This window comes from Nocardioides sp. T5 (assembly GCF_048161455.1).
Classification (GTDB): Bacteria; Actinomycetota; Actinomycetes; order Propionibacteriales; family Nocardioidaceae; genus Nocardioides.
Genome location: NZ_CP182415.1, coordinates 519,061 through 536,673, shown reverse-complemented (window position 1 = coordinate 536,673; position 17,613 = coordinate 519,061). Strand labels below are relative to the sequence as shown.

Sequence of the window (17,613 nt, the reverse complement as noted above, 5' to 3'; positions counted from 1 at the left end):
ATGAGGCTGCAGCACCCCGACGGCACCGTCGTCCACCTCGGCTACGGCACCAACGTCCTGCCCGCCGAGGACGTCGACGGGCTCGTCGCCCAGGTGGGGACGTACGGCGACCGGCTGCGCCAGCACCTCGACACCGACCGCGTCGGCCTCGGGATGTGGCTCCCGGCGGCCGCCGCGCGCCGGCTCGCCTCCGACCTCGACGCCGTCGCGCGGCTGCGGGACGCGATCGACGAGCACGGCGTCGAGATCGTCACCCTCAACGCCTTTCCCTATGCCGCCTTCCAGGACGAGGTCGTCAAGAAGCGCGTCTACCACCCCACCTGGGCCGAACGGGCCCGGCTCGACTACACCCTCGACGTCGCGCGCGTGCTCGCCGCGCTGCTGCCCGAGGACGCCGTGCGCGGCAGCATCTCGACCCTCCCGCTGGCCTGGCGTGCGCCGTGGCTGGCCGACCGGCAGGCGCAGGCCGAGCTGCAGATCAAGGCCCTCGCCGAGGGACTGGCCGAGGTCGAGGCTGACACGGGCCGCACGATCCGCGTGGCCTTCGAGCCCGAGCCCGGCTGCGTCGTGGAGACGATCGCCGAGGCGGTCGACCGGCTCGACTCCGCCGACCGTGAGCGCATCGGCGTCTGCCTGGACCTGTGCCACCTCGCCGTCGGCTTCGAGGACGCGACCGACGCGCTCACCCGCCTCGACGCCGCCGGCCTCGACGTGGTCAAGGTGCAGCCCGCCGCGGCGCTGGTCGTCGACGACCCCGCCGACCCCGCCGCCCGCGCCGCGCTGACGTCGTACTCCGAGGACCGCTTCCTGCACCAGGTCCGCCAGCGCGTGGGCCAGCGGCTCGCCTCGCGCGACGACCTGCCCGACGCGCTCGAGGGCCGCCGTCCGCTCGACGACCGGTCGCCGTGGCGGGTCCACTTCCACGTGCCGGTCCACGCCGACCCGGCCCCGCCGCTGCGCAACAGCCGCGACGACCTGCGCGCCTCGCTCGCCGCCCTGCTCGGCGGTGACACCGCCCGCACCGACCACCTCGAGGTCGAGACCTACACCTGGTCCGTCCTGCCCGACGGCGCCCCCGCCGACGACGACGCCCTGGCTGCCGGGCTGGCCGCCGAGCTGGCGTGGGTGCGCGACGAGCTCGTCGGGCTCGGTCTCACCCCCCTCGACTGACACCGCTCCGACCACCAGACCCCCCACCTCCCAGACAGGACGCCAACCGTGGCCCACCCCAAGCTGCTCGTCGTCGACCTCGTCGGCCTCACCCCCGACCTGCTCCGGCACATGCCGCGGCTGCGCCGCCTCGCCGACCAGGGCTCGCAGGCGACCCTCGAGCCGATCCTCCCCGCCGTGACGTGCTCGGTGCAGTCGACCTTCCTCACCGGCCTGCCGCCGTCGGGGCACGGCGCCGTCGGCAACGGGTGGTACTTCCGCGAGCTCGGTGAGGTGTTCCTCTGGCGCCAGCACAACAAGCTCGTCGAGGGCGAGAAGGTGTGGGAGACGATCCAGCGCGAGCGCCCCGACTACACCGTCGCCAACGTCTGCTGGTGGTACGCCATGGGCATGACGACCGACTACACCGTCACGCCGCGGCCGATCTACTACGCCGACGGCAAGAAGGCCCCGGACTGCTACACCCGCCCGCCCGAGCTGCACGACGAGCTCGTCGGCGCGCTCGGGGAGTTCCCGCTGTTCACCTACTGGGGCCCGACCGCCGCGATCGCCTCCAGCGAGTGGATCATCGCCGCCACCCGCCGGCTGATGCCGCGCAGCGACCTCACGCTCTGCTACGTCCCGCACCTCGACTACGACCTCCAGCGCTTCGGTCCCGACTCGGACGAGGCCGTCCGGGCCGCCCAGGAGATCGACACCGCGCTGGCGCCGCTCCTCGACGACGCCGAGCGCACCGGCGTCACCGTGCTGGTGCTCTCGGAGTACGGCATCACCGACGCCGACCAGCCGGTGGACATCAACCGGATGCTCCGCCGCAGCGGGATGCTCGAGGTCTACACGCAGGACGGCATGGAGTACCTCGACCCCTGGACCTCGCGGGCCTTCGCGGTCGCCGACCACCAGGTCGCCCACGTCTACGTCGACGACCCCGCCGACCTCGAGACCGTGCGCGGGCTGTGCGCCGACCTGCCGGGCGTCGACCAGGTGCTCGACCGCAGCGCCCAGGCGGCGTACGGCCTCGACCACGAGCGCTCCGGCGACCTGGTGCTGGTCGCGGACGAGACCGCGTGGTTCACCTACTACTACTGGCTCGACGACGCCCGGGCGCCCGACTTCGCCCGCGGGGTGGAGATCCACCGCAAGCCCGGCTACGACCCGGCCGAGCTGTTCTTCGACCCCGAGGACAAGGCGGTCAAGCTCAAGGCCGGCCTCACCCTCGCGAAGAAGATGGCCGGTCTGCGCTACGCGATGAAGGTCGTGCCCCTCGACCCGTCGCCGGTGCGGGGCACGCACGGACGCCTGCCGAAGGACCCGACGCTCGGCCCGATGCTCGTGTGCAGCACCCCGGGAGCGGTCGCCGGGTCGGTGCCCGCGACCGACGTGCGCGACCTGATGCTGAGGCTCGCCAGCACGTCTTGACATCAAGAAACCGGACCCCGGTGTCAAGGCCCCCATGCTCGCGGACCAGAATCTGGTCATGCGCCTGGACCACGTCAGCTTCGCCGCCGGACCTGATGGACTTGCCAGCACCGCCCAGCGCATCGGGGGGCTGCTCGGCACGGACTTCGTCGACGGCGGCATCCACCCCCGCTTCGGCACCCGCAACATGACCCTGCCCCTGGCCGGCGACATCTACATGGAGATCGTCGAGGTCCTCGACCACCCCGCCAGCGACAAGGCCCCCTTCGGCCAGGCGGTCCGTGCCCGCTCCGCCCTCGGCGGCGGCTGGATGGGCTGGGTCGTCTCGGTCGCCGACATCGCCCCGATCGAGGCCCGCCTCGGTCGCGAGGCGGTCAAGGGCAACCGCCGCCGTCCCGACGGCACCGAGCTGCTGTGGCAGCAGATCGGCGTCAACGGCCTGCTGTCCGACCCGCAGCTGCCCTTCTTCATCCAGTGGCAGTCCTCCTCCGACCTGCACCCCAGCAACGGCGCGACCGGTGACTTCTCCCTCGCCTGCCTCGAGATCGCCGGTGACCCGCAGCGGGTCAGCGAGTGGCTCGGCGAGACCGTCGAGGCGCCGCTGGAGGACGTGAAGGTCGAGTGGGTCGCCCCCAACGGCACCCCCGGCATCGTCGCCGTCCAGCTTCAGACCCCCAACGGACTCGTCCGCATCTGAGCCGGGCCGCGGCGTCTGAACGTGTCAGGCCGTGCAAAGGCCGACATCTTCAGCGATCCCCGGCTGACCGGGGATTCCTGGACTTGTCAGGGCGTGCACGGGCCGACATCTTCCGGGCGAGCCTGACACGTCCGAGCGCCGAGCCGTCGAGATCTCACGTCCGATGAAACCCAGGCCAAGCCCGAACATCTGGAACACCCCCGAGCTCTACGAGCTCGAGAACCGCGCCGCCGACCCCCACGACCGCATCGCCACCGCGATGCGCGAGATCGACGACTGGGCCGGCCGCACGCTCCTCGACGTCGGCTGCGGCACCGGCTTCCACCTGCCGCTGTGGGCCCGCTCGGCGGCGCAGGTGGTCGGCGTGGAGCCGCACCCACCCCTCGCCGCCCTCGCCCGTCGTCGTACGCGCTCGTTCGCCCACGTCCGCGTCCTCGAGGGCGGCGCCCAGGCCCTGCCCCTGCCCGATGCGTCCGTCGACGTGGTCCACGCCCGCTGGGCCTACTTCTTCGGCCCCGGCTCCGAGCCCGGCCTGCGCGAGCTCGACCGGGTCGTACGTCGCGGGGGCACGGCGTTCGTGATCGACAACGACCCCACCCGCTCGACCTTCGGCCGCTGGTTCCGCCGCGGCTTCCCCGAGGTCGACCCCGTGGCGGTCGAGCGGTTCTGGTCGATGCACGGCTGGCAGCGCCGGCCGATCGACATGGGCTGGTCGTTCGGCTCCCGCGAGGACCTCGAGTCCGTCGTCCGCATCGAGCTGCCACCTGCCGCTGCCGAGGAGGCCCTCGCGTCCCACGCCGGCACCGAGGTCGACTACGCGGTCAACCTCTGGTGGCGGCGCTTCTGAGCCGGTTCAGCTCGACTCGCGGATCGCCAGCGTCGGCTCGAGGAGGACGCCGCGCGTCTCGACGGGCTGGTGGGTCAGCAGCGCCCGGATGGTGCGGATGATCTCGACCGCCACGTCCTCCAGCGGCTGGCGTACGGAGGTGAGGCCCACCGGGTAGACCTGGGCGACCTGGGAGTCGTCGAAGCCGACCACGGCGATGTCGCGACCGGGCGCGAGCTGGCGGATCCAGAGCGTGTGGAGCACCCCCATCGCAAGGGTGTCGGAGGCGCAGACGAAGGCCGTCGGCGCGGACTCGTCGAGCAGGACGGCCGCCGCCTCGGCGCCGCTGTGCACGACGTCCTCGACGCGCGAGGCCAGGCCGGTGGTGGACAGACCGTTCTGGTGCATGGTGCGGACCCACCCCGAGCGACGGTCCTCGCCGATCGGGGAGTCCTTGCGCCAGCCGATCCACGCGATGCGGGTGTGGCCTCGGTCGATGAGGTGCTGGGTGGCGAGCGCGATGCCCGCGGCGCCGTCGACGTCCACCCACACGTGGCGGGCCACGTCGTCCTCCCACGGTCGACCGAAGGCGACGAAGGGGGCCCGCTGCTGGGTCAGCCACGCGGCCTGCGGGTTGCCGAGGTAGGTGTCGGTGACGACGAACGCGTCCACCGCGGTCGAGCGCAGAAGGTTGTCGTAGCCGCCGACCGGGTCCTCGTCGTCGCCGGGGAAGAGGAGGACGTGGTAGCCCACCTCCTCGCTGGCCTCGACGAGGGAGTGCACGAAGCGGTCCATCGCCGCGTTGGCCGTGCCCTCCTGGGCGGGGGCGAACCGCAGACCGATCAGCGACGACGTACGGGTGCGGAGGTTGCGGGCGGCGCGGTTGGGCGAGTAGCCGAGCTCGGCGATCGTCTGGCGCACGCGCTCGAGGGTGTCGGGGCGCAGCAGGTCGGGGTTGTTGACCGCGTTGGAGACCGTCTGGCGCGAGACGCCGGCGCGCTCGGCGACGTCGGCCAGCGTCGGCGGTGTCACGGGCAGCGTGCTCCCGCTCCGGTGCTCGTTGCGCGCCATGGCTCCCCCTCCCGATCGACCTAGATCGATCCAATCGAGGTGAGCATAAGCCCCGGCCTCCCGCGCGCACGCCCGCCCGCCGGGTGAGTACGCCGTGCGCGGCGGGCACGGCGGTGTCGGTGGGCTCACCTAGCGTGGGGTCCATGTCGACGAAGACCGCTCGGACCCGCTCCTCCTACCGCTGCTCCGAGTGCGGGTGGGAGACGGCCAAGTGGGTCGGCCGCTGCGGGGAGTGCCAGGCCTGGGGGTCCGTCGCCGAGGCGGGCGCCCCGACGCTGCGCGCCGCGGCCGGCCCGGTCTCGACGCCGGCGGTGCCCATCGGCCAGGTCGCCATCACCGAGTCGGTCGCGCGCTCCAGCGGCGTGCCCGAGCTCGACCGCGTGCTGGGCGGCGGGTTGGTGCCCGGTGCCGCGATCCTGCTGGCCGGCGAGCCCGGCGTCGGCAAGAGCACCCTGCTGCTCGAGGTGGCGGCGCAGACCGCGCGCGCGCGGCAGCGCACCCTCTACGTCACCGGCGAGGAGTCGGCCGCCCAGGTGCGGCTGCGCGCCGACCGCACCGGCGGCGTGCACGACGAGCTGTTCCTCGCCGCCGAGACCGACCTGGGGGCGCTGCTCACCCACATCGAGGACGTACGCCCGACGCTGCTGGTCGTCGACTCGGTGCAGACCATCGGTGCCTCGGGCATCGACGGGGTGCCCGGCGGGGTGACCCAGGTCAAGGAGGTCGCGGCCGCGCTGATCCGCGTCGCCAAGACCCGCAACATCACCACCGTGCTCGTCGGCCACGTCACCAAGGACGGCTCGATCGCCGGGCCGCGGGTCCTCGAGCACCTCGTCGACGTGGTCCTCCACTTCGAGGGCGACCGCAACTCCCGCTTCCGCATGGTCCGGGCGATGAAGAACCGCTACGGCCCCGTCGACGAGGTGGGCTGCTTCGACCTCTCCTCCGAGGGCATCGCCGCCGTGACCGACCCGACCGGACTGTTCGTCGAGCACCACACCCAGGACGTCTCCGGCACCTGCGTCGCGGTCACGATGGAGGGCCGCCGCCCGCTGCTGGCGGAGGTGCAGGCGCTGCTGACCCCGTCGCCGCTGGAGAGGCCGCGCCGCACCGTCTCGGGCGTGGAGTCCTCGCGCGTCGACATGGTCCTCGCGGTGCTGCAGCGCCACGCCCGCCTGCGCATCGCCGGCAGCGACACCTTCGTCGCCACCGTCGGCGGGGCCAAGCTCCACGACCCCGCCGCCGACCTGGCCATCGCGGTCGCCGTGGCCAGCTCCCACCTCGGTGTGCCGCCGCCGCGGGGCGCCGTCGCCATCGGCGAGATCGGCCTGGCCGGCGAGCTGCGCCGGGTGCGCGACCTGCCGCAGCGCATCGCCGAGGCGTCCCGCCTGGGCTTCAAGGTGGCCGTCGTGCCCCGCGGAAAGGCCCTCCCGAGCGAGCGCGGGATCCCCTCCCGACGCGTGGTCGACGGCCTCCGGGTGGTGGAGGTCGACGACGTCGTGGGCGCGCTGCTCACCCTCGACCTCGTGCCGCCCCTCTGACGGGCCGAGCGGCGCCGCGGCGCCGCCGGACGGAAAGGATCGCTCGATCGGGTCCGCCCACCCCTACACTTCACCCGATGGCGCACGGGGGCGCCCGAGGAGAGAGCACGTGGAGGGACCCGTGGCAGAGCGCATCGACGAGCAGCTGAGGCTGCGCGCGACCCTGGCCTCGATCGCACCGGGCACACCGCTGCGCGACGGGCTCGAGCGGATCCTGCGCGGGCGCACCGGCGCGCTGATCGTGCTCGGCCAGGACAAGACCGTCGAGTCCATCGCCACGGGCGGTTTCACCCTCGACGTTCCCTTCACCGCGACCGGCCTGCGCGAGCTGGCCAAGATGGACGGCGCGATCATCCTCGACAAGGACATCACCCGGGTCCACCGGGCCGCGGTCCACCTGATGCCCGACCACACGATCCCGTCCGAGGAGACCGGCACCCGGCACCGGACCGCCGAGCGCGTCGCCAAGCAGACCGGCCACCCGGTCATCTCGGTGTCGCAGTCGATGCAGATCATCGCGGCCTACGTCGGCGAGATCCGCCACGTCCTCGAGGACTCCGGCAAGATCCTGTCCCGCGCCAACCAGGCGCTCGCCACGCTCGAGCGCTACAAGCTGCGCCTCGACGAGGTGTCCGCGACGCTGTCCGCCCTCGAGATCGAGGACCTCGTCACCGTGCGCGACGTCGCGGTCGTGGCCCAGCGCCTCGAGATGGTCATCCGGATCGCGCGCGAGATCGAGGACTACGTGCTCGAGCTCGGCACCGACGGACGCCTGCTGTCCCTCCAGCTCGAGGAGCTCGTCACCGGCGTCGACGCCGAGCGCGACCTCGTCGTCCGCGACTACCTCCCCGGCGGCCGACGCCGCCAGGCCAGCCCGGCGTCCCACATCGCCGAGCTCGAGGCGCTCTCCCCCACCGAGCTCGTCGACCCGGCCTCGGTGGCCCGCGCCATCGGCCTCGGCGGCGCCGAGCACCTCGACGCCGCCGTCGCGCCGCGCGGTTACCGGCTGCTCGCCAAGGTGCCCCGCCTCCCCGCCGCCGTCGTCGACCGCCTCGTCGACCACTTCGGTGGCCTCCAGCAGCTGCTCTCCGCCGGCATCGACGACCTCCAGGCCGTCGAGGGTGTCGGCGAGCTCCGCGCCCGCAGCGTCCGCGAGGGCCTCTCCCGCCTCGCCGAGTCGAGCATCACCGAGCGCTACATCTGAGACGGCCAGCTGCGAGCGACGAAGGAGCTCGCGGCATGGGGCCGGCCAGATTGAGCAAGGCCCACGAGGTCGTGACGGCCGCGTCGAGATCTGAGACGACCTGAGCCGGATCGCCGCTCGAGCGGTGCTCCACCCACATTCCCGCGCCGCGGAATGTCGGTCCACCACCGCCACGGGGACGTCGTACGCCGGCCGCGCAGATGCCCACACCACCCCGTCGCACGTGCGGCGGGTCTGGCCCCCGAACCAGCGTCCTGAGGGCCACAACCGCCACACGTGCGGCGTACGACGACCGGGTCGCTGCTCGAGCGGTGCTCCACCCACATTCCCGGGCCGCGGAATGTCGGTCCACCACCGCCACGGGGACGTCGTACGCCGGCCGGGCAGCGCCGCGCGCCCCCACCGCCGCACGTGCGGCGGGTCTGGCCCCCGAATCGGCGTCCTGAGGGCCACAACCGCCGCACGTGCGGCGTAGGACGACCTCAGCCCGCGAGCAGCACCAGGATGCCCGAGAGGAGGTTGAGCAGCACGAAGCCGCCCGCGACGACGAGGGCGACGACGATCGGGTAGCGACCGCGGGGCTCGCCGAGCCGCACCGCCCGGCGCCCGTAGTGCACCGCCAGCACGGCGGGCAGCGCGAAGACGACGAGTGCCGGCACCCCGGCGAGCACCATGACCCACCACTCGGCAGTCTCGGCGCTACCCGTCGGGTGGCCGAGCGCCGAGGCGATGCCCTCCCCGACCGCGAACGCGAGGAAGAAGGTCACGAGGAAGCCGAGCAGCGACCACCAGGCCCGGCGCAGGCTGGTGGTGGCGTCGGGGGCGGGGCGTACGCGGGTGGCGGTCATCTCACTCACCCAGGACGACGACGAGGACGACGAAGGCGAGCGCCGCGGCCAGCGCGAGGACCAGGCCCAGCTCGGCACGCGGCTCACGCGGACCGCCGCGCGCCCAGTAGTAGCCGACCGGTACGCCGGCGAGCCCCACCGGGAGCCAGAGCAGGCCCGTCACCCGCGCCCAGTCGGGCGGGTCGATGCCGTCGCCGATGCTGAGCGCGTACGCGTAGGCGACCGCCAGCGCGAACAGGACGCCGAGCACGAGGGTGACGTGGCCCGCTACCGCGGCGCCGGGGAGGGCACTGCGCCGCGCGCGATGCTGGTGCAGGGTCACCATGACCCACCTCCTGTGACACCTCCAGCGTCCCGCACGCGGGCAGCCGGCCACAGGGCCGAAGGGCCTGATCAGCCCGCGGAGTTGCCCGCGCCGTCCTCGCCGGGGGTGTGGGCGGTGTCGCCGTCCTTGTCCTTCTTGCCGCCCTGGGGCTGCGGGTCGGCGGTCGTGGTGACGACACCGGGCTGCGGGGCGACGAGCTCGAACTGCACGTCGGTGGCGTCCCCCCCGAGGGCGGCGGCCTGGACGTGGTACCACCCGAGGCCGGCCCACTCGGTCCACTTCGTGCAGCCCTCGTCCGAGCGCTTGGCCGACCAGGTGACGACGACCGGGGCGTCGACGGCCTGGCGGATCACCACGTCCTGCGGCGGGATCGACGCCGGGCACTCGCGGCTGCTCCAGATGTCGTCGCTGCCGGAGGTGATGGTGACCGTCATCGTCTCCGCGGAGGCCTGCCACGTGCAGGCCTCGGTGACGAGCGTGCGCAGGTTGATCGTGATGGGGACGTCGGAGCCGCCGGCAGCGGACGTCAACGCAGGCGTGGCGACGATGTCGGACTCGGTGCACGGTCCGGTCGGCTCGGCCAGGACGGGCTCCGGGGGCACGGTCTCCTCGGGAACGGTCTCCTCGGGGCGGTCCTTCTTGCCCTTCTTGCCCTTCTTGCCAGCACCCGGTGCGACCTCGGCGGTCGGGCCGGCGGTCGGGCCGGCGATCGGGGCGGTCGCGGTCTCCGCGGTGGACGCGCCGGCCTGGGTCGCCTGCGCCGTCGACTCGTCCTTGCCGTCGGCCGAACCGCCGAGCACACGGGCGAGCACGACGACGAGCAGCAACGGGACGGCGAGCACGATGATCCGTCGGGTCCAGTAGACCCGGGCCGGGAGCGGCCCACGAGGTCGTACGGTCGTCGGCATGGGCTCAGGTTAGGTAGCCACCGGCCCGTCTCGGCGGAGGCGCACCGGCTCACCTACGATCACCGCGATGGACGCCTCCCCCAGCGCGCTGCACGGCGCCGTGCTCGAGTGGTACGACGACCACGCGCGGGACCTGCCGTGGCGCGGGCTGTCGGCCACGCCGTGGTCGGTGATGGTCAGCGAGTTCATGCTCCAGCAGACGCCCGTCGCACGCGTCCTGCCCGTGCACGCCACCTGGCTGGAGCGGTGGCCCACCCCGGCCGCGCTGGCCGGCGACTCCACCGGCGAGGCCGTGCGGATGTGGGGCCGGCTCGGCTACCCCCGCCGGGCGCTCCGCCTCCACGCCGCGGCGACGGCCATCGTCGAGCGGCACGACGGCGAGGTTCCGGCGTCGTACGACGACCTGCTCGCACTCCCCGGCGTGGGCGACTACACCGCCTCCGCGATCGCCAGCTTCGCCTTCGGGCAGCGGCACGTGGTGCTGGACACCAACGTCCGCCGGGTGCTGGTGCGGGCCGTGTCGGGGCAGGAGTTCCCGGCGCCCGCCGTCACCCGGGCCGAGCGCGACGTCGCGACCGGGCTGCTCCCCGACGACGAGGCGACAGCGGCGACCTGGGCCGTGGCGACGATGGAGCTGGGCGCGCTGGTCTGCACCGCACGCCAGCCGTCGTGCGACGCCTGCCCCCTCGCGAGCGACTGCACGTGGCGCGGGTCCGGCTTCCCGGCGTACGACGGCCCGCCCCGCCGCGGACAGGCGTGGGCCGGCACCGACCGCCAGTGCCGCGGCCGGATCCTGGCCCTGGCCCGCGAGGCCGACTCGGTCTCGGCCGAGCAGGTGGAGGCGGCGTGGCCCGGCGCCGAGCAGCGGGAGCGCTGCCTGGCCGGGCTCGTGGCCGACGGGCTCCTGACGCAGATCACCCCGGGGCGCTGGGCGCTCCCGGGGTGATCTGACCGACGCCTGGGATCAGGCCTCGTTGGACTTCGGCACGTCCGTCGGGCCGGCGGTGTCGTCGGGCCCGTCACCCATCGGACCCTCGACGACCGTCTCGAGCGGCGGCATGTCGGGGACGGTGGAGTTCTTCTGGCCGCGGAAGGTGAACTTCGCGGTCGGACCCTCGCCCTCGACGTCCACGAGCACGATCTGGCCGGGGCCGACCTCGCCGAAGAGCATCTTCTCGGCGAGCACGTCCTCGATCTCGCGCTGCACCGTGCGACGCAGCGGACGGGCACCGAGGACCGGGTCGAAGCCGCGCTCGGCCAGCAGCGCCTTGGCGGGCTGGGTGAGCTCGAGCGACATGTCGCGGTCCTTCATCCGGAGCTCGACGGCGTTGATCATGTTGTCGACCATCGCGACGATCTGCTCCTGCGACAGCGGCGGGAAGACCACGATCTCGTCGACACGGTTGAGGAACTCGGGGCGGAAGTGCTGCTTGAGCTCCTCCGACACCTTGCTCTTCATCCGCTCGTAGGAACCCGCGGCGTCCGCGCCGACAGCGCCGAAACCGAGGTTGACGCTCTTGGCGATGTCTCGCGAGCCGAGGTTGGTCGTCATGATGATGACGGTGTTCTTGAAGTCGACGACGCGACCCTGCGAGTCCGTCAGGCGACCCTCCTCGAGGATCTGCAACAGGCTGTTGAAGATGTCGGGGTGGGCCTTCTCGACCTCGTCGAAGAGGACGACGGAGAACGGCTTGCGGCGCACCTTCTCGGTGAGCTGACCGCCCTCTTCGTAACCGACGTAGCCGGGAGGCGAACCGAACAGACGCGACACGGTGTGCTTCTCGGAGAACTCGCTCATGTCGAGCTGGATGAGCGCGTCCTCGTCGCCGAAGAGGAACTCCGCGAGCGTCTTGGACAGCCAGGTCTTACCGACACCGGACGGGCCGGCGAAGATGAACGAGCCACCGGGGCGCTTGGGGTCCTTGAGCCCGGCACGCGTACGACGGATCGCGCGGGAGAGTGCCTTGACGGCCTCCTCCTGCCCGATGACGCGCTTGTGGAGCTCGTCCTCCATCTTGAGCAGGCGGGTGGACTCCTCCTCCGACAGCTTCACGATCGGGATGCCCGTGGCCACGGCCAAGACCTCGGCGATCAGCTCCTCGTCGACCTCGGCGATCTCGTCGAGGTCACCGGCGCGCCACTGCTTCTCGCGCTCGGCACGGCGCGCGGAGAGCTGCTTCTCCTCGTCGCGCAGACGGGCCGCGGCCTCGAAGTCCTGCCCGTCGATCGCGGCCTCCTTGCGCTGGCGCACGTCGCCGATCTTCTCGTCGTACTCGCGCAGGTCCGGCGGCGCGGTCATCCGGCGGATGCGCAGTCGCGAGCCCGCCTCGTCGATGAGGTCGATCGCCTTGTCCGGCAGGAACCGGTCGGAGATGTAGCGGTCGGCCAGCGTCGCCGCCGAGACCAGGGCCTCGTCGGTGATGGTGACGCGGTGGTGGGCCTCGTAGCGGTCGCGCAGGCCCTTGAGCATCTCGATGGTGTGCGCGATCGAGGGCTCCTGCACCTGGATCGGCTGGAAGCGGCGCTCGAGCGCGGCGTCCTTCTCGAGGTACTTGCGGTACTCGTCCAGCGTGGTGGCGCCGATGGTCTGCAGCTCGCCGCGGGCCAGCATCGGCTTGAGGATGCTGGCGGCGTCGATCGCGCCCTCGGCGGCGCCGGCGCCGACGAGGGTGTGGATCTCGTCGATGAACAGCACGATGTCGCCGCGGGTGCGGATCTCCTTGAGCACCTTCTTGAGGCGCTCCTCGAAGTCACCGCGGTAGCGCGAGCCGGCGACGAGGGCGCCGAGGTCGAGCGTGTAGATCTGCTTGTCCTTCAGCGTCTCGGGCACGTTGCCCTTGACGATGTCCTGGGCGAGGCCGGCCACGATGGTGGTCTTGCCGACGCCGGGCTCACCGATGAGGACGGGGTTGTTCTTCGTGCGGCGCGAGAGGATCTGCATCACGCGCTCGATCTCCTGCTCGCGCCCGATGACGGGGTCGAGCTTGCCCTCGCGCGCGGCCTGGGTGAGGTTCTGGCCGAACTGGTCGAGGACCAGCGAGCTCGACGGCGCCTCGCCGCCGGAGCCGGAGGTCTGGGCGCCGGCGGTGGCCGACTCCTTGCCCTGGAACCCGCTGAGCAGCTGGATGACCTGCTGGCGGACCCGGTTGAGGTCGGCGCCGAGCTTCTGCAGGACCTGGGCCGCGACACCCTCGCCCTCCCGGATCAGGCCGAGCAGGATGTGCTCGGTGCCGATGTAGGAGTGGCCGAGCTGGAGCGCCTCGCGCAGCGAGAGCTCGAGCACCTTCTTGGCGCGCGGGGTGAACGGGATGTGGCCGGACGGGGCCTGCTGGCCCTGGCCGATGATCTCCTCGACCTGGGCGCGCACGGCCTCCAGGGAGATGTCGAGGGACTCGAGGGCCTTGGCGGCGACGCCCTCGCCCTCGTGGATGAGGCCGAGCAGGATGTGCTCGGTCCCGATGTAGTTGTGGGAGAGCATGCGGGCCTCTTCCTGGGCCAGCACGACAACTCGCCGGGCTCGGTCGGTGAACCGCTCGAACATGTGCGCTCCTCTACGTCTGCGTGGTCCACGGTGCCTCCCATAGGGGCGGGAGCGCGGACACTGGGCTCAACGCCCGACATCAGCCTACGTGTTCCCACCCCACGCACGAGCCCGTCCGCTCACAGCGAACGTCACCGGCCAGCCGGGGGCGAGGAACGAGCGCCTGGCGTGGGGCCGGGGAGGTTGAGCGAGGGCCGCGACCGAGGGACGAGGTCGCGACGCCCGCGTCGAAACCAACCCCTAGTGGGCGGCGTCGTAGGCCTGCTGCACGTCGGCGGAGATCCGGCCGCGCTCGGAGACCTCCATGCCCTGCGCCTTGGCCCACTCGCGCACGTCCTTGGTGTTGGACGAGGACGACGAGGAGGAGCCGGACGAGCGGCGCGTACGACGGCCACCACCGGCGACCTTGCGGGCGTGGCCGACGTAGCCGCTCAGCGCCTCGCGGAGGGAGGCGGCGTTGGCGTCGTTGAGGTCGATCTCGTAGGTGGTGCCGTCGAGGCCGAAGGAGACGGTCTCGGTGGCCTCGGTGCCGTCGAGGTCGTCGACCAGGACGATGTTGACCTTTTGTGCCATGGTGAATTCCTTTGCCTTTTCGAGCGTTCGGGGCCAAACGCGTCGGACGCAGTGTGGCAGCAATTGTCGAGGCACACAAAAGAAGTCAGGAATTCCCTGACATTGACCTCGAATCCACAATTCAGGAATTGCGTTCGAATACCAGGCGCAGCCCCTGCAGCGTCAGCCACGGGGAATGCACGGTGAAACACGAACAATCGTCGACGAGAAGTGTCGCCAAATGTCCTGTCGAAATGACCGTGACGTCCTCGACGCGAGCTCCGAGCTCGGCGATCATGCGCGCCACCAGGCCTTCCACCTGCGCCGCGACGCCGAACACCATGCCGCTCTGCAGCGCCTCCACGGTGTTCTTGGCGATCACCGAACGCGGGCGCGCGAGCTCGACCTTGCGCAGCTGCGCGCCGCGTCGCCCGAGCGCCTCCAGCGAGATCTCGATCCCCGGCGAGATCGCGCCGCCGACGTACTGCCCCTTCCCGTTGACCACGTCGAACGTCGTGGCGGTGCCGAAGTCGACCACGATGGCCGGACCGCCGTGGAGCGTCGCGGCGGCGAGCGAGTTCACGATCCGGTCGGTGCCGACCTCGCGGGGGTTGTCCATCAGGACGGGAATGCCGGTGCGCACCCCGGGCTCGACGACGATGGAGGTCACGTCCTCGAAGTGACGCTCGAGCATCTCGCGCCACTCGTGCAGCACCGCCGGGACCGTCGCACACACCACGATGCCGTCCACCTCGTCGAGCCGCTCGGCGAGCAGCCCGCGGAGCAGGACCGACCACTCGTCGGCGGTGCGACGCTCGTCGGTGTTGACCCGCCAGTGGGCGGTGACCTCCTCCCCGTCGAGCAGGCCGAGGAAGGTGTGGCTGTTGCCGATGTCGGCGGCGAGCAGGCTCATGTCAGTCCGCCGTCGGTGCCGGGGTGGTCAGGTCCATGCCGATGTCGAAGACCGTCACCGAGTGCGTGAGCGCCCCGACCGAGACGAAGTCGACACCGGTCGCCCCGATCCGCGCCGCACGCTCGAGGGTGATGCCGCCGCTCGCCTCGAGCGGCACGCGGCCGGCCGTACGCCGTACGGCCTCGGTCATCAGCTCGTCGGTCATGTTGTCGAGCAGGACCCGCTCCGGCGGCTGGGGCAGGGCGAGCAGCTCGTCGAGCTGGTCGAGGGTCGTCACCTCGACCTCGACGGGCAGCCCGGGGTGACGGCCTCGGATGGCGTCGAGGGCGGGAAGCACGCCCCCGGCGGCGATGACGTGGTTGTCCTTGACCATCGCCATGTCCTGCAGGCTCGTGCGGTGGTTGACCCCGCCGCCGCAGCGGACGGCGTACTTCTGCAGCGCCCGCAGCCCGGGAAGCGTCTTGCGGGTGTCGAGCACCCGCGTCGGGGAGCCCTCCAGCGCCTCGACCCAGCGGGACGTGGCCGTCGCGACGCCCGAGAGGTGGCAGGCGAGGTTGAGGGCGGTGCGCTCGGCGACGAGCATCCGCTGCGCCAGGCCCTCGACGCGCATCACGACGTCGCCCCTCGCGACCCGGGTGCCGTCCGCGACGCGGTCGGTGATGGTGGCGTCGGCGCCGACGGCGTGGAAGACGACGGCCGCGACCGCGAGCCCCGCGACCACCCCGTCCTCCCGGGCACCGAACACGGCCTCGGCCCGGGCGCCCGCTGGGATCGTGGACTCGCTCGTCGGGTCCACGCGCGGCTCCGTGGGGAGGTCCTCGGACAGCGCCCGGCCCACCACGTCCCACACGTGATCGGGGTCGAGGCCCGCGGCGGTGAGGTCGGCGAGGACCTCGGCGGGCACGTCACGCAGGCTCGTCATGCGGAGACCTCACTGGTCGTCGGATCGGTGGACGGGCTGTGCACCCACTCGACCGCGACACGTCCGTCGGCGTCGAGCCAGGAGTCGACGTGGCCCGCCCGGGCCTCGTCGCGGTCGGGGTGGTCCTCGCGCCAGTGGGAGCCGCGGGTCTCGGTGCGCAGGGCCGCGGCCTCGGCGAGCGCGGTGCTGACGGTGAGCAGGTTGGTGGTCTCCCACGCGGCCGTCCCGGCCTCGGCCTCGCCGTGGTCGAGCGAGCCGAGGAGCGCCAGCGCGTCGGTGAGGCCCGCCGCGTGGCGCAGCACCCCGACCCGGGTCGTCATCGTCTCCTGCATCGACCGACGGCGGTCACCGGAGACGAGACCCTCCGGGCGCCGGTCGGGGACCGGGTCGGCCCAGGGGCGCAGCTCGCCGGGCAGCACGTCGGCGATGCGCCGGGAGAACACCAGCCCCTCGAGCAGCGAGTTGGACGCCAGCCGGTTGGCGCCGTGGACACCGGAGCAGGCGACCTCTCCGGTGGCGTAGAGCCCCGGGACCGTCGTACGCCCCCACAGGTCGGTGGCCACGCCGCCGGACGCGTAGTGCTGGGCGGGCGCGACCGGGACGAGCTCGGTCACCGGGTCGACGCCGTGCTCGCGGCACACGCGCAGGATGGTCGGGAACCGGCGCTCCCAGAACGTGCCCCCGAGGTGGCGCGCGTCGAGCCACATGTGGGGCTTGCCGGACTCCATCATCCGTCGGGTGATGGCCTTGGCGACCACGTCGCGCGGCGCGAGGTCGCCCAGCGGGTGCTCGCCCTGCATGAAGCGGTTGCCCTCGAAGTCGACGAGGAAGGCGCCCTCGCCGCGCACCGCCTCGGAGATCAGCGGCTGCTGGCCCTGGGAGTCGGGGCCGAGCCACATGACGGTCGGGTGGAACTGGACGAACTCGAGGTCGCGGAGCCGGGCGCCGGCGCGCATCGCGACGGCCATCCCGTCACCGGTGGAGACGCTGGGGTTGGTGGACTGGCTGAAGACCTGGCCGAGGCCGCCCGAGGCGAGGACGACCGCCCGGCAGTGCACGGCTCCGACGCCGTCGTGCTGGCCCTCGCCGAGCACGTGCAGCGTGAGGCCGGCGACGCCCCCGTCGGCCGCGCGGAGCAGGTCCACGGCAAGCGCGTGCTGGATGACCTCGATCTCCGGGGCCCGCTCGACGGCGGCGGTCAGCGCGCGCTGGATCTCCGCGCCCGTGGCGTCGCCGCCGGCGTGGGCGATCCGGTCGCGGTGGTGGCCGCCCTCGCGGGTGAGCGACAGCTCGCCGTCGGGGTGGTGGTCGAACTGGGTGCCGAGGGCGATCAGCTCGTGGACCGCCTCGGGGCCCTCGGTCACCAGGACCCGGACGGCCTCGACGTCGCAGGCGCCCGCCCCGGCGACGAGGGTGTCGCGCTCGTGCTGCTCGGGGGTGTCACCGGGCCCGAGGGCCGCTGCGATCCCGCCCTGGGCCCACTGGGTCGACCCGGCCGCGAGGACGTCCTTGGTGACCACCAGCAGGCGCAGCGCGGGGTCCGCGGCGTGGATGCGGAGCGCGGCGGTGAGTCCGGCGATGCCGGATCCGACCACGACGACGTCGGCGCGCGTGGTCCACCCGGGGGCCGGGGCTCGGAGGCGGCCCGGGACCGGCCGGTGGAGGCTCATCCGGGC

At 72.6% G+C, this 17,613-nt stretch carries 16 protein-coding genes; 7 read left to right on the top strand and 9 right to left on the bottom strand.

All coding sequences use genetic code 11. The features are described 5' to 3' along the window. The 4 genes from eboE to ACNKF0_RS02545 all read left to right on the top strand — a co-directional run bounded on the left by eboE (position 1) and on the right by ACNKF0_RS02545 (position 4,133). On the top strand, positions 1-1,170 hold the full coding sequence (eboE, locus tag ACNKF0_RS02560; protein WP_299929437.1) for a metabolite traffic protein EboE: 1,170 nt from the start codon (positions 1-3) through the stop codon (positions 1,168-1,170). Positions 1,171-1,218: 48 nt separating this feature from the next. Further along, on the top strand, positions 1,219-2,589 hold the full coding sequence (locus tag ACNKF0_RS02555; RefSeq protein ID WP_416955501.1) for an alkaline phosphatase family protein: 1,371 nt from the start codon (positions 1,219-1,221) through the stop codon (positions 2,587-2,589). Between the two features lie 58 nt (positions 2,590-2,647). Continuing rightward, the gene (locus tag ACNKF0_RS02550) at positions 2,648-3,286 is read left to right on the top strand and encodes a VOC family protein (RefSeq protein WP_416955499.1); all 639 of its coding nucleotides are present in this window, start codon (positions 2,648-2,650) and stop codon (positions 3,284-3,286) included. Positions 3,287-3,449: 163 nt separating this feature from the next. After that, on the top strand, positions 3,450-4,133 hold the full coding sequence (locus tag ACNKF0_RS02545; protein ID WP_416955497.1) for a class I SAM-dependent methyltransferase: 684 nt from the start codon (positions 3,450-3,452) through the stop codon (positions 4,131-4,133). Positions 4,134-4,139: 6 nt separating this feature from the next. Here the strand turns inward: ACNKF0_RS02545 and ACNKF0_RS02540 are convergent, their stop codons facing one another. Continuing rightward, the gene (locus tag ACNKF0_RS02540) at positions 4,140-5,183 is read right to left on the bottom strand and encodes a LacI family DNA-binding transcriptional regulator (RefSeq protein ID WP_299929425.1); all 1,044 of its coding nucleotides are present in this window, start codon (positions 5,181-5,183) and stop codon (positions 4,140-4,142) included. A gap of 143 nt (positions 5,184-5,326) precedes the next feature. Between ACNKF0_RS02540 and radA the strand changes: the two genes are divergently transcribed. Further along, a complete protein-coding gene (gene radA / locus ACNKF0_RS02535) occupies positions 5,327-6,724 on the top strand; it encodes a DNA repair protein RadA (RefSeq protein ID WP_416955495.1) in 1,398 nt (465 codons plus the stop codon). A gap of 121 nt (positions 6,725-6,845) precedes the next feature. Further along, on the top strand, positions 6,846-7,928 hold the full coding sequence (gene disA / locus ACNKF0_RS02530; protein WP_416955493.1) for a DNA integrity scanning diadenylate cyclase DisA: 1,083 nt from the start codon (positions 6,846-6,848) through the stop codon (positions 7,926-7,928). A gap of 482 nt (positions 7,929-8,410) precedes the next feature. Here the strand turns inward: disA and ACNKF0_RS02525 are convergent, their stop codons facing one another. The 3 genes from ACNKF0_RS02525 to ACNKF0_RS02515 all read right to left on the bottom strand — a co-directional run bounded on the left by ACNKF0_RS02525 (position 8,411) and on the right by ACNKF0_RS02515 (position 10,009). Continuing rightward, positions 8,411-8,776 carry a hypothetical protein gene (locus ACNKF0_RS02525; protein ID WP_416955491.1) on the bottom strand — a complete coding sequence of 122 codons (366 nt, stop codon included), beginning with the start codon at positions 8,774-8,776 and terminating at the stop codon, positions 8,411-8,413. A gap of 1 nt (position 8,777) precedes the next feature. Then, positions 8,778-9,101, bottom strand: coding sequence for a hypothetical protein (locus tag ACNKF0_RS02520; RefSeq protein ID WP_416955489.1), 324 nt, complete (start codon positions 9,099-9,101; stop codon positions 8,778-8,780). 68 nt (positions 9,102-9,169) lie between these two features. Continuing rightward, on the bottom strand, positions 9,170-10,009 hold the full coding sequence (locus ACNKF0_RS02515) for a hypothetical protein (protein WP_416955487.1): 840 nt from the start codon (positions 10,007-10,009) through the stop codon (positions 9,170-9,172). 67 nt (positions 10,010-10,076) lie between these two features. Between ACNKF0_RS02515 and ACNKF0_RS02510 the strand changes: the two genes are divergently transcribed. After that, positions 10,077-10,955, top strand: a complete 879-nt coding sequence (locus tag ACNKF0_RS02510; RefSeq protein WP_416955485.1) for an A/G-specific adenine glycosylase — start codon at positions 10,077-10,079, stop codon at positions 10,953-10,955. Positions 10,956-10,973: 18 nt separating this feature from the next. On the opposite strand, the gene ACNKF0_RS02505 is transcribed toward ACNKF0_RS02510, so the two are convergent. From ACNKF0_RS02505 to ACNKF0_RS02485, 5 genes are all read right to left on the bottom strand, one after another. Further along, positions 10,974-13,550: an ATP-dependent Clp protease ATP-binding subunit gene (locus tag ACNKF0_RS02505; protein WP_416955483.1), complete on the bottom strand. Its 2,577-nt coding sequence runs from the start codon at positions 13,548-13,550 to the stop codon at positions 10,974-10,976. A 240-nt stretch (positions 13,551-13,790) separates the two neighbouring features. Continuing rightward, positions 13,791-14,123, bottom strand: coding sequence for a histone-like nucleoid-structuring protein Lsr2 (locus ACNKF0_RS02500; RefSeq protein ID WP_299929401.1), 333 nt, complete (start codon positions 14,121-14,123; stop codon positions 13,791-13,793). Positions 14,124-14,244: 121 nt separating this feature from the next. Further along, positions 14,245-15,015: a type III pantothenate kinase gene (locus ACNKF0_RS02495; protein WP_299929398.1), complete on the bottom strand. Its 771-nt coding sequence runs from the start codon at positions 15,013-15,015 to the stop codon at positions 14,245-14,247. 1 nt (position 15,016) lies between these two features. Next, entirely contained in the window at positions 15,017-15,937 is a 921-nt protein-coding gene (gene nadC / locus ACNKF0_RS02490; protein WP_416955480.1) for a carboxylating nicotinate-nucleotide diphosphorylase, read from the bottom strand. Beyond that, a complete protein-coding gene (locus ACNKF0_RS02485) occupies positions 15,934-17,607 on the bottom strand; it encodes an L-aspartate oxidase (protein ID WP_416955478.1) in 1,674 nt (557 codons plus the stop codon). The genes nadC and ACNKF0_RS02485 overlap by 4 nt, the downstream gene beginning before the upstream one ends. Positions 17,608-17,613 lie beyond the last annotated feature (6 nt).

Coding starts and splice junctions, on each gene's coding strand:
- eboE (WP_299929437.1), top strand. CDS start 1: ATGAGGCTGCAGCACCCCGACGGCACCGTCGTCCACCTCGGCTACGGC.
- ACNKF0_RS02550 (WP_416955499.1), top strand. CDS start 2,648: ATGCGCCTGGACCACGTCAGCTTCGCCGCCGGACCTGATGGACTTGCC.
- ACNKF0_RS02545 (WP_416955497.1), top strand. CDS start 3,450: ATGAAACCCAGGCCAAGCCCGAACATCTGGAACACCCCCGAGCTCTAC.
- ACNKF0_RS02540 (WP_299929425.1), bottom strand. CDS start 5,183: ATGGCGCGCAACGAGCACCGGAGCGGGAGCACGCTGCCCGTGACACCG.
- radA (WP_416955495.1), top strand. CDS start 5,327: ATGTCGACGAAGACCGCTCGGACCCGCTCCTCCTACCGCTGCTCCGAG.
- ACNKF0_RS02525 (WP_416955491.1), bottom strand. CDS start 8,776: ATGACCGCCACCCGCGTACGCCCCGCCCCCGACGCCACCACCAGCCTG.
- ACNKF0_RS02520 (WP_416955489.1), bottom strand. CDS start 9,101: ATGGTGACCCTGCACCAGCATCGCGCGCGGCGCAGTGCCCTCCCCGGC.
- ACNKF0_RS02515 (WP_416955487.1), bottom strand. CDS start 10,009: ATGCCGACGACCGTACGACCTCGTGGGCCGCTCCCGGCCCGGGTCTAC.
- ACNKF0_RS02510 (WP_416955485.1), top strand. CDS start 10,077: ATGGACGCCTCCCCCAGCGCGCTGCACGGCGCCGTGCTCGAGTGGTAC.
- ACNKF0_RS02505 (WP_416955483.1), bottom strand. CDS start 13,550: ATGTTCGAGCGGTTCACCGACCGAGCCCGGCGAGTTGTCGTGCTGGCC.
- ACNKF0_RS02500 (WP_299929401.1), bottom strand. CDS start 14,123: ATGGCACAAAAGGTCAACATCGTCCTGGTCGACGACCTCGACGGCACC.
- ACNKF0_RS02495 (WP_299929398.1), bottom strand. CDS start 15,015: ATGAGCCTGCTCGCCGCCGACATCGGCAACAGCCACACCTTCCTCGGC.
- nadC (WP_416955480.1), bottom strand. CDS start 15,937: ATGACGAGCCTGCGTGACGTGCCCGCCGAGGTCCTCGCCGACCTCACC.
- ACNKF0_RS02485 (WP_416955478.1), bottom strand. CDS start 17,607: ATGAGCCTCCACCGGCCGGTCCCGGGCCGCCTCCGAGCCCCGGCCCCC.